At 47.7% G+C, this 16,000-nt stretch carries 15 protein-coding genes and 1 pseudogene; 12 read left to right on the forward strand and 4 right to left on the reverse strand.

Translation table 11 applies throughout. From position 1 onward, the window contains the following. Nucleotides 1-116 precede the first annotated feature (116 nt). The 9 genes from secA (at nt 117) to trxB (ending at nt 9,301) form a co-directional block, all read left to right on the forward strand. Nucleotides 117-2,483 (forward strand): preprotein translocase subunit SecA, encoded by a 2,367-nt coding sequence (secA, locus tag ABC765_RS01625; protein ID WP_347963287.1) that lies wholly within the window; start codon nt 117-119, stop codon nt 2,481-2,483. A 77-nt stretch (nt 2,484-2,560) separates the two neighbouring features. Next, nucleotides 2,561-3,677 (forward strand): peptide chain release factor 2 gene (gene prfB / locus ABC765_RS01630; protein WP_270627997.1). Its coding sequence is split into 2 segments (ribosomal slippage): nt 2,561-2,620 and nt 2,622-3,677, totalling 1,116 coding nucleotides; the frame shifts between segments, so codons are not numbered across the junction. Between the two features lie 59 nt (nt 3,678-3,736). Next, entirely contained in the window at nt 3,737-4,069 is a 333-nt protein-coding gene (locus tag ABC765_RS01635; protein WP_347963288.1) for a PspC domain-containing protein, read from the forward strand. Then, nucleotides 4,069-4,425, forward strand: coding sequence for a phage holin family protein (locus ABC765_RS01640; RefSeq protein WP_347963289.1), 357 nt, complete (start codon nt 4,069-4,071; stop codon nt 4,423-4,425). Before ABC765_RS01635 ends, ABC765_RS01640 begins: the two co-directional genes overlap by 1 nt. Nucleotides 4,426-4,445: 20 nt before the next feature. Continuing rightward, nucleotides 4,446-5,420: an HPr(Ser) kinase/phosphatase gene (hprK, locus tag ABC765_RS01645; RefSeq protein ID WP_347952727.1), complete on the forward strand. Its 975-nt coding sequence runs from the start codon at nt 4,446-4,448 to the stop codon at nt 5,418-5,420. After that, nucleotides 5,413-6,240 carry a prolipoprotein diacylglyceryl transferase gene (gene lgt, locus ABC765_RS01650; protein ID WP_347963290.1) on the forward strand — a complete coding sequence of 276 codons (828 nt, stop codon included), beginning with the start codon at nt 5,413-5,415 and terminating at the stop codon, nt 6,238-6,240. The genes hprK and lgt overlap by 8 nt, the downstream gene beginning before the upstream one ends. Then, nucleotides 6,241-7,257: an NAD(P)H-dependent glycerol-3-phosphate dehydrogenase gene (locus ABC765_RS01655; RefSeq protein ID WP_033934327.1), complete on the forward strand. Its 1,017-nt coding sequence runs from the start codon at nt 6,241-6,243 to the stop codon at nt 7,255-7,257. A gap of 73 nt (nt 7,258-7,330) precedes the next feature. Then, nucleotides 7,331-8,236: a UTP--glucose-1-phosphate uridylyltransferase GalU gene (gene galU, locus ABC765_RS01660; RefSeq protein WP_006500415.1), complete on the forward strand. Its 906-nt coding sequence runs from the start codon at nt 7,331-7,333 to the stop codon at nt 8,234-8,236. Between the two features lie 129 nt (nt 8,237-8,365). Further along, nucleotides 8,366-9,301 carry a thioredoxin-disulfide reductase gene (gene trxB / locus ABC765_RS01665; RefSeq protein ID WP_347963291.1) on the forward strand — a complete coding sequence of 312 codons (936 nt, stop codon included), beginning with the start codon at nt 8,366-8,368 and terminating at the stop codon, nt 9,299-9,301. A 40-nt stretch (nt 9,302-9,341) separates the two neighbouring features. Here trxB and ABC765_RS01670 read toward each other — a convergent pair whose 3' ends face one another. Continuing rightward, on the reverse strand, nt 9,342-10,283 hold the full coding sequence (locus tag ABC765_RS01670) for an L-lactate dehydrogenase (RefSeq protein WP_347952730.1): 942 nt from the start codon (nt 10,281-10,283) through the stop codon (nt 9,342-9,344). A gap of 177 nt (nt 10,284-10,460) precedes the next feature. Between ABC765_RS01670 and ABC765_RS01675 the strand changes: the two genes are divergently transcribed. The 3 genes from ABC765_RS01675 to ABC765_RS01685 all read left to right on the forward strand — a co-directional run bounded on the left by ABC765_RS01675 (nt 10,461) and on the right by ABC765_RS01685 (nt 13,757). Further along, the gene (locus ABC765_RS01675; RefSeq protein ID WP_347952731.1) at nt 10,461-11,261 is read left to right on the forward strand and encodes an HAD family hydrolase; all 801 of its coding nucleotides are present in this window, start codon (nt 10,461-10,463) and stop codon (nt 11,259-11,261) included. Between the two features lie 57 nt (nt 11,262-11,318). Next, nucleotides 11,319-13,043 carry a phospho-sugar mutase gene (locus ABC765_RS01680; RefSeq protein ID WP_347952732.1) on the forward strand — a complete coding sequence of 575 codons (1,725 nt, stop codon included), beginning with the start codon at nt 11,319-11,321 and terminating at the stop codon, nt 13,041-13,043. 75 nt (nt 13,044-13,118) lie between these two features. After that, complete coding sequence (locus ABC765_RS01685) at nt 13,119-13,757, forward strand: HD domain-containing protein (protein ID WP_347952733.1); 639 nt, start codon at nt 13,119-13,121, stop codon at nt 13,755-13,757. A gap of 35 nt (nt 13,758-13,792) precedes the next feature. Here the strand turns inward: ABC765_RS01685 and ABC765_RS01690 are convergent, their stop codons facing one another. The 3 genes and pseudogenes from ABC765_RS01690 to tnpA all read right to left on the reverse strand — a co-directional run bounded on the left by ABC765_RS01690 (nt 13,793) and on the right by tnpA (nt 15,998). Further along, nucleotides 13,793-14,566 carry a hypothetical protein gene (locus tag ABC765_RS01690; protein ID WP_347952734.1) on the reverse strand — a complete coding sequence of 258 codons (774 nt, stop codon included), beginning with the start codon at nt 14,564-14,566 and terminating at the stop codon, nt 13,793-13,795. A gap of 14 nt (nt 14,567-14,580) precedes the next feature. Next, nucleotides 14,581-15,372, reverse strand: coding sequence for a hypothetical protein (locus ABC765_RS01695; protein WP_347952735.1), 792 nt, complete (start codon nt 15,370-15,372; stop codon nt 14,581-14,583). A 155-nt stretch (nt 15,373-15,527) separates the two neighbouring features. After that, nucleotides 15,528-15,998: pseudogene (gene tnpA / locus ABC765_RS01700) on the reverse strand (IS200/IS605 family transposase). Between the last annotated feature and the right edge of the window lie 2 nt (nt 15,999-16,000).

The raw sequence follows: 16,000 nt of genomic DNA on the forward strand, positions 1-16,000 counted from the left end.
TTCATGTCGCTTGTTCCATGTTAAAATGGGAAATATGAAAATAAAATGATAATGGGTTAGATTGCACTTGATGATTTAGCCTTTTAGAATCATTGTAATGGAGGAAATGACGCTTAATGGCGAACGTACTGAAAAAGTGGATTGAAAGCGATCGACGAGAACTGCGCCGGATTGATAAGATTGCCAATCGGGTGGAAAGCTACGCCGATCAAATGAGCAAGCTGACGGATGAACAGCTGCAGGCCAAGACGCCGGAATTCCGGGAACGCTATCAAAAAGGCGAATCACTTGACGACATGCTGCCAGAAGCCTTTGCGGTTGCTCGTGAGGCTGCCAAACGAGTTTTGGGACTGTACCCTTTTCACGTCCAGATTATGGGGGGAATCGTTCTTCACGAAGGCAATATTGCAGAAATGAAGACTGGTGAAGGTAAAACCCTGACGGCTACGATGCCGGTCTACCTCAACGCAATCTCTGGCGAAGGGGTACACGTCATCACCGTTAATGAATATCTTTCCAAGCGTGATGCAACGGAAATGGGGCAGCTGTACAACTGGCTGGGTTGCTCAGTTGGCGTCAACAACTCTGAGATGGACCCTGATGAAAAGCGCAAAGCCTACCAGTGCGATATCATGTATTCAACCAACAGTGAGATTGGTTTCGACTATCTGCGTGACAACATGGCCGTCTATAAAGAAGATCAAGTGCAGCGCGGCTTGAACTTTGCCATTGTCGATGAGGTTGACTCAATCTTGATCGACGAGGCGCGGACGCCATTGATTATTTCCGGACCAGGTACGGGGACATCGAAGCTTTATCAGCAGACCGACCGTTTCGTCAAAAAGCTGAAAAAAGACGTTGACTACAAGATTGATCTGGAATCCAAGACGGTTTCACTGACTGATGAAGGGATCAAGAAAGCTGATAAGTACTTTAATCTGGATAACCTCTACAACCCAGAGAACACGGCTTTGACGCACCACCTTGATCAAGCTTTGCGGGCCAACTACATCATGCTGCGCGACAAGGATTACGTGGTCTCTAAGGATAAAGAGGTCTTGATCGTTGACTCGTTTACTGGACGGATCATGCAGGGACGGCGCTTTTCAGACGGTCTGCATCAAGCCATTGAAGCCAAAGAGCACGTGCCGATTCAAGAAGAAAACAAGACGATGGCCAACATCACCTACCAAAACCTGTTCCGGATGTATAAAAAGCTTGCCGGGATGACGGGGACGGCCAAGACCGAGCAGGAAGAGTTCCGTGAGATCTACAACATGGAAACCATCTCGATCCCAACCAACCGTCCCGTTGCACGGATTGATGAGCCGGACCTGCTCTATCCAACGTTGGAAAGCAAGTTTAGGGCTGTCGTCAAACGAATCAAGGCGCTGCATGAAAAAGGCCAGCCAGTCTTGGTCGGGACGGTTGCGGTGGAAACTTCGGAATATCTGTCAGCAATGCTGGACAAAGAAAACATTCCGCATGTGGTCTTAAACGCTAAAAATCACGCCAAGGAAGCCGATATTATTAAAAATGCCGGTCAGGTTGGCGCAGTTACCATCGCTACCAACATGGCCGGTCGAGGAACCGACATCAAGCTGGGACCAGGCGTACGTGAACTGGGCGGGTTGGCGGTTATCGGGACTGAGCGTCATGAAAGCCGCCGAATCGACAACCAGCTGCGGGGACGCTCGGGACGTCAGGGTGATCCGGGAATCTCTCAGTTCTATCTGTCACTGGAAGACGATCTGATGCGTCGCTTTGGTGGCGATCGCATCAAGGCCTTCTTGGAACGGATGAAGGTTGAAGACGAAGATGCCGTGATCAAGAGTCGTTTCTTGACGCGGCAGGTTGAATCAGCTCAAAAGCGGGTTGAAGGTAACAACTACGACTCACGAAAGAACGTTTTGCAATATGATGACGTTATGCGAGAGCAGCGTGAGATCATTTATAAGGAGCGTCAGCAGGTCATTACTGAGGAAAAATCCTTGAAGTGGGTCTTGATGCCGATGGTTGAGCGGACGATTCAGCGTGAGGTTGATCAGCATACGCTTGGCGATCAAAAAGACTGGAAGCTGCAGGAAATCGTCGACTTTGCCGTTGAAACGCTGGTAAAGCCGGATCAGATCAGCGTCAAGGATCTGCAGGGCAAGTCGCAATCAGAGATCGTCAAGTACTTGATGAGCCTGGCCAATGGCGTTTACAAAGACAAGCAGCGTCAGCTTTATGATCCAGCGCAGATGCTTGAATTTGAAAAGGTCGTTATTTTGCGGGTCGTGGACTCTCACTGGACCGATCATATTGACGTGATGGATCAGTTCCGTCAGTCGGTCGGGCTGCGGGGCTATGGTCAGCTTAATCCGCTGGTCGAGTACCAAACGGCTGGCTACCATATGTTTGAACAGATGATTGCCGATATTGAATATGAAACAACGCGTCTTTTCATGAAGTCGGAAATCAGACACAACGTTGAACGATAAAACCAAACAGGTACGGCAGCAGGGCGCCAGGCACGGTACCGCTGTCGTATTTTTGCTTATTGAAAGGATGAATCACTTTGGAACTAAGTGAAGCCAAGAAAAATTTAGAAGCAATGCAGGCTGAGGTTGCACGCTTCGGGAGGTCTCTTTGACCTGGATGCCCTAAACGAGCGCATCGCCGAAAACGAGCACCGGATGACGGATCCGAATTTTTGGAACGACAACGAAACCGCTCAAAAAGTTATCAACGAGAATAATGATTTAAAGGCCAAACGCGACACCTACGTTCATTTAAAAGAACAGCTGGAAAATCTGCAGACGACGATTGAGCTGCTGAGCGAAGATGCCGATGATGAGCTGCAGTCAGAGTTTGAGCTTGATTATGCGGCAACGCAAAAAGAGCTGCAGGAGTATCGTCTGACGCAGCTGCTGGATGGACCGTATGATGACAAGAACGCAATCTTAGAAATTCATCCCGGCGCTGGTGGTACCGAGGCCCAAGACTGGGGTGCAATGCTGCTTAGAATGTATGTACGCTGGGCGGAGCGGCACGGCTTTGTCGTAGAGACGGCCAACTATGAAGCTGGCGAAGAAGCCGGGATTAAAAGCGTCAGTCTGCTGATTAAGGGGCGCAATGCCTATGGAATGCTGCGCAGTGAAAAAGGCGTGCATCGGCTGGTAAGAATCTCGCCGTTTGATGCGGCCAAGCGTCGGCACACCTCATTTGCCAGTGTTGACGTTATGCCGGAACTGGACGACAGCGTACAGATCGATATTGACCCATCCGATCTGCGCGTCGATACCTTCCGTTCATCGGGTGCCGGTGGTCAGCACATCAACAAGACCGAGTCAGCCGTCCGGATTACTCACCTGCCGACCGGGATCGTGGTGGCCTCGCAGGCTGAGCGCTCGCAGCTGCAAAACCGGCAGACGGCTATGAGCATGCTGAAGTCCAAGCTTTATGAATTAGAAGAAGAAAAGCAGGCTAAGCAGCGCGCTGAGATTGAGGGCGTTCAGCTGGATATTGGCTGGGGATCTCAGATTCGCTCCTATGTCTTTCAGCCGTACACGATGGTCAAAGACAACCGCAGCGGCTATGAGACTCATGACGTGCAGGGGGTAATGGATGGCAACCTGGATCCATTTATCAATGCCTACCTGCAGTGGAGATTAAGCAAAAAGAATCCGCATTAAAGCAGATTGTGGTGAAAGCGAAAACAAAGTAAGATAGATAAAGAAAGGAAGGAAAAATCTTGACCAGAGAACAGCGTTACAAACAAAAGCGGCGGCTGACTCGTTCGGCAAGCGATCGCTATCTTGCCGGCGTTTTTGGCGGCTTGGGCCAGTATTTTAAGATCAATCCAAAATGGCTGCGAATCGGCTATGCGGTTTTGACGGTTCTGACCTCAATCGTTCCCGGAGTTTTGATCTATCTGCTGATGGCAGTTATCATGCCGGCAGATCCACAACCTTTCAATTTCTTTGATTGGCTGAATCGGGCCAAGACTCCTGAACAAAAGCAGGAGCCGCGGCGAGTACTGCATGATGTTGAAGAACATGACGTTAAATCAGGAAGGAAAGATTAATGGGCTTTTTCAAGAGCGTTTTGATTGATGCCGTTTTGTTTATTGCCTTGGCCGGACTCTTTGCCCAGACCGGCATGTTTTACGTTTCCAGCGTTGGCGTGGCATTGTTGGCCAGCTTGGTTTTAGCGGTCTTGAATGCACTGATAAAGCCATTTCTGCTGCTGATTTCTTTGCCAATCAACGTTTTGACGCTGGGGCTTTTTAGTATTGTGATCAATGGCTTTATGCTGCTTTTGACCTCAAGCGTTGTTGGCAAGAGCGTCTTCTACTTTTCATCGCTGGGGTCGGCCATGCTGATTGCTTTGATTATGTCAGTATGCAATACGATTATTGCCAACCACTTTGTAGAAAGTTAATTATCGGGAAGTGAATAAAAATGCCAGAAAGCGTAACTGTTGAAGAGTTAGTCAAAAACGTCCGACTCAAAGTGCTGCAGGGTGAAGACTATCTGCAGCGTCCAATCGTCACCAGCGATATCTGCCGGCCTGCATTGGAGTTTGCCGGCTACTTTACCCACTATCCAGCTGAGCGCATTCAGCTGCTGGGAATTACGGAAACCTCATTTGCCAAGGATATGACGCAGGCGCATCGGACTGAATACATGACAAAAATGTGTATGCCACAGACGCCATGTTTCGTAATCTCAACGGACCTGCCGATTCCAATTGAACTGTCAAAAGCTGCCGAAGCGGCCCATATTCCGATTTTAGGCACGCATTTGACGTCATCACGGATTCTAAGCAACATGACCTCCTATCTGGTGGGATGCTTGGCCAAGCGTCAGTCGCTGCATGGGGTCTTGGTTGATATTAACGGGATCGGGGTCTTGATTACCGGTGATTCCGGGGTCGGCAAATCAGAAACGGCCTTGGAGCTGGTGCGGCGTGGTCATCGTCTGGTTGCCGATGATCGAGTTGAAGTCTATGCCAGAGACGAACAGACGCTGGTTGGTTCAGCACCGGCTATTCTTGATCACTTAATGGAAATTCGCGGGATCGGGATCATTGACGTGATGAATCTGTATGGTGCCGGAGCCATTATGGAAAGCGACATCATCAATTTTATCGTTCACCTGGAAACTTGGACGCCGGATGCCCAGTTTGATCGATTGGGCGACCGCGGTGATACGCAGACGATTCAAGGCGTCATCATTCCTAAAGTCTCAATTCCGGTTAAGACAGGGCGGAATCTGGCCATCATTATCGAATCGGCAGCAATGAACTACCGGGCTGAAACGATGGGATACGACGCTACCAAGACCTTTGATGACAATTTAAATCGCTTGATTCAGCAAAATTCGGCCCACGATACGCAGGCAAAGGAACAAAAGCAGGAAAATGAGCATGATTAATACGCTCTTAAGCTTGGATCCAATTGCCTTTCAGTTGGGGGCAATTAAGATTCACTGGTATGGTATCATTATTGCAACCGGTGTCGTTCTTGCGCTGTGGCTTTCAATTCGGGAAGGCAATCGTAAGGGAATCGATGAAGAATATTTTTACGACTATCTTTTGTGGGCGCTGCCAATTGCTGTGATCTGTGCCCGCATCTACTATGTTGCATTTCAATGGCCGTATTATTCTAGGTTTCCAGGCGAGATTATTGCCATCTGGGATGGAGGCATTGCCATCTATGGTGCGATCTTGGGTGGCTTTTTGACGCTGTATTTCTTTTGTCGTGCCAAGCAAGTATCAGCCTGGACGATGCTGGATATCATTGCACCAACCGTTATCATGGCACAGGCAATGGGACGCTGGGGAAACTTTTTCAATCAAGAGGCATTTGGGAAGGTTACGACTCTAGCGGCATTAAAAGCTCAGCATCTGCCAGCCTTTATCATCAATCAGATGTATATTGGCGGGCATTATCGCGTGCCAACGTTTTTATATGAATCGCTATGGGATCTGGCAGGCTTTTTGCTATTGGTAAGTCTGCGTCATCGTCCGCATCTGTTCAAGCAGGGCGAAATCTTTTTGACCTACGTTATGTGGTATGCATTTGGCAGATTCTTTATTGAAGGAATGCGCACGGACAGCTTGATGCTGGGACCTTTGCGAATCTCGCAGGTCTTATCGGCAGTCCTTTTTATCGGCGCATTAACGGTTTGGATAGCGCGGCGCCATTCAAAACAATTACCATGGTATGCCGCATCGTTGAAAGGAGAAAAATAAATGAGTAACAAAATTGCTGTTTTAGGTGCTGGATCTTGGGGCAGTGTGCTGGCCAATCTTTTAGTCGGCAATAATGAAGAGGTCATGCTTTGGTCACGCGACTCAGAACAGGTAGTCACGATGAACCGCTGGCACATCAACCCTCAATACATGAAAGACTTTAAGTACTCGCCTGATCTAAAGGCAACCGATGATATGGAAGAAGCCGTTCGGGATGCTGAATACATCCTGATGGTAATTCCAACCAAGGGACTGCGTGAGGTTGCCGGCAATCTAAACAAGATTCTGGTTAAGCTGGATCAAAAGCCGCTTTTGATCCATGCCACTAAAGGGCTGGAACAAGAAACCTACAAGCGGCCTTCTCAAATGCTGGCTGAAGAAATTGATGAGGATCATCGGCAAGACATTGTCGTCCTTTCAGGTCCAAGCCATGCAGAAGACGTTGCCATCCAGGATATGACGGCAGTTACGGCTGCCTGTGCCAATCTGACGGCTGCCGAGCGTGTCCAAAAACTGTTCTCCAACAACTTTTTCCGGGTCTACACCAACGATGACGTAATTGGTGCCGAATTTGGTGGAGCCTTAAAGAATATTATTGCAATCGGTGCCGGCGCGCTGCAGGGACTGGGCTACAAGGACAACGCACGGGCTGCCCTGATTACGCGTGGCTTGGCTGAGATTCGGCGGCTGGGCGTGGCATTTGGCGCTAATCCATTTACGTTTATCGGCCTTTCTGGTGTCGGCGACTTAGTGGTTACGGCAACCAGCAAGAACTCACGCAACTGGCGAGCTGGCTATCAACTGGGTCAGGGTCGCCAATTGGAAGATGTCATCAGCAACATGGGAATGGTGATTGAGGGAATCTACACGGCCAAGGCTGCCTATGAGCTGGCTCAAAAACGCAATGTCAAGATGCCGATTACTGAGGCGCTTTACCGGGTGCTTTATGAAGGTGAAGACATTGAAACGGCTATTACCAATCTGATGAGTCGGAAGGCTACTTCAGAAATGGAATAAATAATTTGCCATAAGTATGGTAAAATGTAAGCGTGTAACTATTCTGCTATGAAGCTGAAAGGATTTTTTGATAATGAAACAAGTTCGTAAAGCAATTATTCCTGCAGCTGGCCTGGGGACGCGGTTTTTACCAGCTACCAAGGCCTTAGCTAAGGAAATGCTGCCAATCGTTGATAAGCCAACGATTCAATTTATTGTTGAAGAAGCCCGCAAGTCAGGCATTCAAGATATTGTTGTCGTTGATGGCAAGAACAAGCGCTCGATTGAAGATCACTTTGACTCCAACCCAGAGCTGGAAGACAATCTGCGCGACAAGCACAAGGATGAGATGCTGAAGCTGGTTCAAGAAACCACTGACATCAACATTTACTTTATTCGTCAATCTCACCCACGTGGCTTGGGGGATGCTGTTTTGACAGCACGCGACTTTATTGGTGACGAACCATTCGTCGTGATGCTTGGCGATGATTTGAACAACATCAACAACAACGGCACGCCATTGACCAAAGAGCTGATCGACAGCTATCACGAAACTGGTGCCTCAACTCTGGCCGTAATGCGCGTGCCTCATGAAGATACCTCTAAGTATGGTGTGATCAACCCAAGCAAGGAAGTTAAGCCAGGGCTTTTCAACGTCACGAGCTTTGTGGAAAAGCCAGATCCAAAAGACGCGCCAAGTGATCTGGCAATCATTGGCCGTTACGTCTTTACGCCAGAAATTTTTGACGTTTTGGCTAAGACCAAGCCAGGCAAGGGCAACGAGATCCAATTGACGGATGCCATCAACACGCTGAACAAGACGCAGCGGGTATTTGCCCATGAATACAAGGGCGATCGCTACGATGTCGGCAACAAGTTTGGCTGGATCGAGACCAACATTGAATATGGTCTGAACCACCCAGAAGTTAAAGACGAGCTGCGCGAATACATTAAAGAGCTTGGGGCTAAGATGTCTGCTGAAGACAAGGCCAAGAAGTAATTAAAAAGACGGGATGCTGATAAAAAGCATCCCGTTTTTTGCTAACTAACAAAAAGTAAGCAAAACGATAGACAAATAATCCTAAACCAAGTAAGATATCATTAATCATTATTTATACGGAGGAACAACATGGCAGAAGAAAAACAAACCAATTATGACGTAATCGTGGTTGGCGCCGGTCCTGCCGGGATGACCGCGGCTCTATATGCCTCAAGAGCCAACTTATCCGTTTTGATGCTGGATCGGGGGATTTATGGCGGTAATCTGAATAACACGGCCGCAATTGAAAACTACCCAGGCTTTAAGACGGTACAGGGACCTGAACTGGCACAGGATATGTATCAAGGGGCGACGCAGTTTGGTGCCCAATATGCTTATGGTACGGTTGAAAAAGTTGAGCTTGCTGGTGATTTGAAGCAGCTGACGACCGACATGGGCGACGTCTTTACTGCTAAGGTATTGGTAATTGCAACGGGAACGCAGCAGCGGCATATGGGGGTTCCTGGTGAAGAAGAATATGGCGGTCGCGGCGTATCCTACTGCGCGGTATGCGATGGCGCCTTTTTTAAGAACAAGCACGTGGTCGTCGTTGGCGGTGGCGACTCGGCAGTTGAAGAGGGGATATATCTGACTCAGCTGGCAAAAAAGGTAACGGTAGTAGTTCGGCGTGACCAGCTGCGAGCTCAGCCGCTGATTCAAGAACAGGCTAAGCAAAACGACAAGATGGAATTCATCTTCAATACTCAGGTTACCGAAGTGCTTGGCGATGACAATAAGGTCGTGGGCGTTAAGACGCATGACTCCAAGACTGGCAAGGATGCAGAAATGCAAGCCGATGGGGTCTTTATCTATGTTGGCAGCGTGCCGATGACTGCTCCATTTAAGGACTTGGGCATCTTAAACGAGCAGGGCTATGTTAAGACCAATGATCTGATGGCAACCAGTCTGCCAGGCGTTTTTGCTATTGGTGACGTTCGTGAAACGCCGCTGCGGCAAATTGCAACTGCGGTGGGCGATGGCGCAATTGCCGGTCAGCAGATCTATCAATACTTAATGAATCATTAAAATAAAAAAAAGGATGGGATTTAGCCCCATCCTTTTTCTTTTATTTGCCTTCCTTGGCAGCTTCTTGACTTTCAGCGTACTTTTGCTTGATGTAGTTGGCAGACGTCTGCAGTTTTTCCAGCTCTTCGTCAGTCAGATCCAGTTGAACCTGTTCCAAAATGCCATCGCGGCCAACTACGGCAGGGTAGGAAAGATAGGTTCCATATTCCTCACGATAGTTGGATACTGGCAGTTCGGTGTGGGCGTCGGAAAGAATCGTGTTGACCAGACGAACGGCAGCCGTTGCAACCCCATAGTTGGTGTACTTCTTGCCGCGGAAAACGGTAAAGCCGCCAACTCGTGCCTCATGATCCAGACTGTCCAGATCCAAGCCGCGGTCCTTAGCCAGTTCAGTAATTGGCTGATCTAATACGCGCACCGTTGACCAGGCAGTAAATTGAGAGTTCCCGTGTTCACCCAGGTTGTAGCCGGTCACGGAACGAGGATCCAGATGCAGGCGCTGAGCAACGGCCCGCTTCATCCGTGCCGAGTCAAGCAGCGTTCCTGTACCAATGACATGATTCTTTGGCAGACCGGTAACTTCTTGATAAATTGAGGTGATCACGTCAACTGGATTGGTAATTACGACCATCTTGCCATGGAAGCCAGATTCTTTAATCTTTTGAGCGACTTCACGGACTTGAACGCGCGTAAATGGCAGTTCGGCAAAGCGGTCATCGTCTTTGTTGTCCTGCAGCTTGATATTGCCAAGTGCTGAAACCACAACGTCAGCATCTTCCAATTGCGAATAGTCATTAACGAAGATGTTAGTGTGGTTCTTCAGGTTTGGCATTGCGTCGTAGAAGTCCAATGCGTCGGCTTTGACTTTAGCTTCGTTTTTGTCAATCAGTACCAGGTCGTCAACAAAACCACAGGCCACAATATAGTGAGCAACTGCGGCACCAACGTTTCCCATTCCGATAACAGCAACTTTTCGACTCATACGGACATCTCCCTTTAAATTAGAATCAAAACTTATTTTTTAATGTTTTTCTAATATTAACGCTATTTTTTATAAATGTCTATGAAAATTTTGCTGAAAATAGCAAAGATTTATTGATTTGACCATGCTAAGATTAGAAAAACAGATGAAACGATTGATACGAAAGGATGGGTTGCCTTGGGATATTATCTAATCAGCGACTTGGATCATACCCTGCTTAATGAACAGGGAAAGCTGAGTCCAAGAACGATTCTTACGGTTGTTAAAAGCCAGCTGCCATTAATGCTGGCTTCAGCGCGGATGCCGATTCAAATGCTTGACCTGATCAACCAGCTGCAGCTGACTGGACCACAGACGGCTTTAAATGGCGCGGTTGTTTTTCAGCCGGCTGTTCATGAATTTAGGGTTTTAGAGCAGCACGCGATTCCGGATCAAATGGCACAAAAGCTGCAGAACTTGGTTAAAGCTGAATTTCCCGAGCTGAACTTTACCTGGATGGATGCCGAAAGCTGGCATGTTTCTAAGCTTGATCAGCAGATTGAAACCGAGATTTTTTATACGGGCATTCAGCCAGTTTTTGATGCCGATCAGCGGCCGCTAAAAAACGCGCTGCAGATTTTGATGATTATTGAAGATTCAAAACGGCTAAAAGAGGTCAAAAAACGGCTTATCGCGAACCATTCAAATGAAATCGCGATTCATGAGGCCGGCGATGGTTATTTAACGATCAACGCCGCAGCTGTCGATAAAGGGTGCGCTGCTCGCTATCTGATTGAGCATGAACTGGCGGACTATGATCAGCTGGTCGCATTTGGTGATGATGAAAATGACCTGCCCATGCTCAAAAGCGTTGCTCATCCAGTTGCTATGGCAAATGCCAGTCAAAGTGTCAAAGAAAGCGCTGAAATAATTGCTTTAAGCAATGAAGAGGATGGTATAGCCCAAATTATTGAACGAATTGCACCAAACAAGTTCTAAGTGCGGTATACTTAAGTTACTGTGATACAGGTGATTATAATTTAAGGAGATGTCATTGTGAGTTGGAAAGATACCTACCAGACTTGGCTTGATCGCAAAGACCTGGAACCAAGCTTGAAGCGTCAATTGGCAGCAATGAAGGACGAAAAAGAAATCGAGGATGCCTTTTATGGTCCGCTTTCGTTCGGTACGGCCGGCATGCGGGGATTGATGGGCCCTGGTATCAATCGGATGAACGTCTACACGGTTCGTCAAGCTACAGAAGGCCTGGCTCAATTCATGGATACGCTGGGTGATGAAATCAAGCAGCGCGGGGTTGCCATCAGCTATGATTCCCGGCATAATTCACGCTTGTTTGCCCATGATGCTGCTCGTGTCTTGGGAGCCCACAATATCAAGGTCTACATCTATGACAATCTGCGGCCGACCCCAGAGCTGTCATTTGCCGTTCGTTATCAGCATACTTATGCCGGCATTATGATTACGGCCAGCCACAACCCTAAGGAATATAATGGTTACAAGATCTATGGCGAAGATGGCGGTCAGATGCCACCTAAGGAATCTGATTTAATGACCAGCTACATCCGCAAGATTGATGATATTTTCGACATCAAGCTGGCAGATGAACAAGCAATGCTCAACAGTGGTCTGGAAACCATCATGGGCGAAGATGTTGACGCTGCCTATCTGGAAAATGCCAAAACGGTCACGATCAACCATGAGCTGGCTAAAAAGTACGGCAAGGAAATGAAGTTTGTCTTTACGCCGTTGTGCGGTACGGGACGGATGCTTGGCGAACGGGCCTTGCGTCAAGCCGGCTTTACCAACTATGAGGTTGAGCCGTTTGAAGGTCAGCCAAACGGGGACTTCCCTGGCCTGGAACATCCTAACCCAGAATTTCCAGAAGCATTCGTTCGTTCTGAAAAACTGGGCAAGCAGGTCAACGCCGACATTCTGATTGCCACTGATCCGGATGCCGACCGTTTGGGATGCGCAATTCGGCAGCCAGATGGCGAATATCTGCTCTTGACTGGTAATCAGATTGCTTCGATCATGCTGCACTACATTTTGGAAGCGCACAAGCAGGCTGGAACGCTGCCAGCCAATGCCGCTGCCGTTAAGTCAATCGTTTCGACTGAATTTGCCACTAAGATTGCTGCTGATTATGGCGTTAAGATGATTAACGTTTTAACCGGCTTTAAGTGGATTGCCGATCAGATTCACCAATACGAAACCAAGCACAACCACACGTTTATGTTTGGCTTTGAAGAAAGTTTCGGTTACCTGATCAAGCCATTCGTTCGTGACAAGGATGCCATCCAAACGCTGACGCTGCTGGCAGAAGTGGCTGCCTACTACCGGAGCCGCAACATGACGCTGTACGATGGTCTGCAGGAATTGTTCCAAAAGTACGGCTACTTCCAAGAAAAGACGATTGCCAATACCTATGCCGGTGTTGAAGGTCCAGCCAAGATCAAGAGTCTGATGAAGAAGTTCCGTGAAGAAGCGCCAACGCATTTTGCTGGTCAAAAAGTTGCGGTAACCGAAGACTTCTCCAACAATACCAAGACGCTGGCTGACGGCACGGTTGAAGAGCTGGGAATTCCTGAATCAAATGTATTGCGCTACGTTTTGGCTGATGGTACCTGGATTGCCATTCGTCCTTCTGGTACGGAACCAAAACTCAAGTACTACATTGGTACGAGTGCTGATACGCTGGCAGGCGCCAAGCAGAAACTTGCTGACTTTGAAAAGGCACTGCAAGAATTTGCTGAAGCCTAGCTAAGCTGAAAACGACTTGCGGGAAACCACAAGCCGTTTTTTCGATTAACTATCAATATGAAAGCAGGTGATCGGATGGGAATGCACGAGTATTTAAAAAGTTTAAGCGATCTTGAGATGATCAATCGTGCGCCGGGATACTTTAAGTTTGAGCAGCATAACGTAGCGGCGCATTCATTTAAGGTTACGCAGGCAGCACAGATGCTGGGCGATATTGAAGAACAATCCGGCAATGAGGTCGATTGGCGCTCGCTTTATGAAAAGGCCTTGAACCATGATTATACGGAACGTTTTATCGGCGATATCAAAACGCCAGTGAAGTATGCCACGCCTGAGCTGCGCGAGATGCTGGCCAAGGTTGACGACTCTTTGACGGAAAACTTTATCGAAACCGAGATTCCGCCAGAGTTTCGCCAGGCTTATCGTCGTCGGTTCAGTGAAGGCAAGGATGACAGCTTGGAAGGGCGGATTCTGTCGGTAGCCGATAAGATTGACCTGATGTATGAATCGTTTGGCGAGATTCAAAAGGGCAATCCTGAGCCGGTCTACATGGATATCTATCGCTCTAGTCTGGAGTCGATCATGGAGTTTCGTGAGATGGCCAGCGTAAAGTACTTCTTAAAAAAGATTCTGCCAGAGCTTTTAAAAGACAATGCCGGGACACAAAGCCAAACCCAATTGGCCGTGATTACCACGCAGATAATTCAGCGCTGACCAAAAAAGATTCTGCTGGGCAGGCAGAATCTTTTTTAGTGGATTAATCTGAATGGGACCAGCAATTGGACGTGTCGCTGGCTGGCTGTCAAAGAGCTGAACGAATCTGCGGATAACAACGCATTAAAAAGACCTTTTTGAGCTGGAATCAGCAGATAGGGCCAGGCTGCCTGCAAGCTTGTCATAACTGGCGATGATAAAACAATCTCGCTAAACCAGCGATGAGCCAATGCAAATGCGATATCGTTTAAGGCAGCGGCAAAGTTCTGGACGTCATTGATGTGAGCCAGATCAGCGTCTTGGTTCATAATTTCATGATCATGCGCCAGATCGCGAGCCAGGGCAATCAATGGAACGATTCCCGTCTGCAGCAGAAAATAGTCCTGCTCGTCATGCGATTGACCATAATAAAGCTGCAGCGTCTGCCAGGGCTGCTGAGTGCCAATAACGTCAAGCAGCGCGGCCACGACTGCTTTTGTCTGAACGACGGTTTGATCAGACCGATCACGCGTCGAATTGGCATAGCTGGTCAGCAATTGATTGGCAAATCTGGTTGAGCCAGCGAATCTTTTAGGATCGGTCATGAATTCTTCGGTAAATGAAGGGATCGAATGATGAATCCTTTGAGCCGCAATGCGACTGCGCTGTTCGTCAAAAGCAGTGAAGGTATCAAGTCCCAGGGGTGAGTAAAAAAATTCAGTCTCGCCTGGTTTGAGCGGTGAAGATGAAAAAGTCTTTAAAATGTAATCATGAACTGGATCGCTGGAGAATTCCTGCAGCAGCTGTTCAAACAATTCATCTGGAATCATACGCGCCATCCTTTCTAATCTGGCTCTTCGCCGGCTAGATCAGCATCCAGCGACATTGCCATGATAACTCGGCCGTGCAGATTCCAATAGTCGGCACGGGTCGGAAAGTCGTCTTGAAGCGTCCACCGTTCAAAATGACGATCCGGCTGTAAAAACAAGGTATCACTGGCAGCGGCCTCGCCTTGATCGGGCTGTTCGGTCATTTCCAGCGCCAAGGTATGGAACAGAGTAAAGACCCATTGATCAAACTGATGATAGTTGGTTGAAAAAAGATCGTTGGCGGAAAAATTGAAAGCCGCCTCCATTGAATGCGCTAAGTGATACAGTGGTGCAAAACCAGCAGTAAACATCTGGTAGTCATGATGCATTGGATCGGTGCCAAAAAAGCACAGCAGGGTATGATCCAATGAAGTCGTGCCTACATGATCCAGCAGCTGGGCACTGACTCGCCAGATATGAATCGGCTGGCCAGTCAGCTCCTCCATCCAGCGCGTGGCCTGAACCGTTGAGTAGCGATAGTCGTTTTCATTGAAATCCTGGCTAAAGCTTTGGGAAAATGCCAGCTGCTGAAGATTTTCGGGAATGCCGGCTTTTTGCTGTGCCAATCGGGAACGTTCATTCAATTCTAGCCGTGCACGATCATAGGCAGTAATCGTTGCTTTAGTGGGGCGAAAAACAAATTCGGTCCGCCCCGGTTCTAAAAGCGGTGAGCGAAAAAATCCCGTCAGATAATTGGTATGCTGATTGAAGCGATAGGTAAGATATTCACGTTCTAGTCCTTCACACATAGCTGGCGTAACAAACATGCCAAACATCCTTTCCGATAGACTGGTAAGATAACTAATTCTTTCACGTTTTTAGCGGTTTGACAAATAAATGCAATTTGCGCGTCAATCACCTATAATTTAATTATGCCTAGCCGAAAATCCCGTGACTTTAGTCATGGGATGGATAGGCTCACTCAACGTCCATTTGGACACTTTTTCTTTTGGAGTGCATTGTATTTTTGATTGTTGATATAGTTTTCCACTACATCTTTACTCATATTGCCAAGCGTACTCATATAGTAGCTGGGAGACCATAAATGACCACCCCAATATTCAGATTATCAAATTTCTGGATGCCGTTTGAGAAAAATAAATGTCCTTTGAGCGATAGTGCTGGTTGGCGCCTTGCTAGGTGGAAAACTGATCAGCACATGAACATGATCCGGCATGACTTCCAGCTTTTCGATTACAATTTCGTTATCTTTTGCGACCATTCGCAATATGTCTTTCATTTCGTCTATCAGTTCCTTAGTTGAAAAAGTCTGGTGACGATACTTAGTTACCCAGATTAAATGGTAATGAAAATTATAGATATATCGACGAGTATAAACTGCGTCTTGAATTTTTTCTTTAGTCATTAAGAACACCTTAATCGTTATAGTCATTA

The sequence above is a fragment of the Limosilactobacillus sp. WILCCON 0051 genome (assembly GCF_039955095.1).
Taxonomy (GTDB): domain Bacteria; phylum Bacillota; class Bacilli; order Lactobacillales; family Lactobacillaceae; genus Limosilactobacillus; species Limosilactobacillus allomucosae.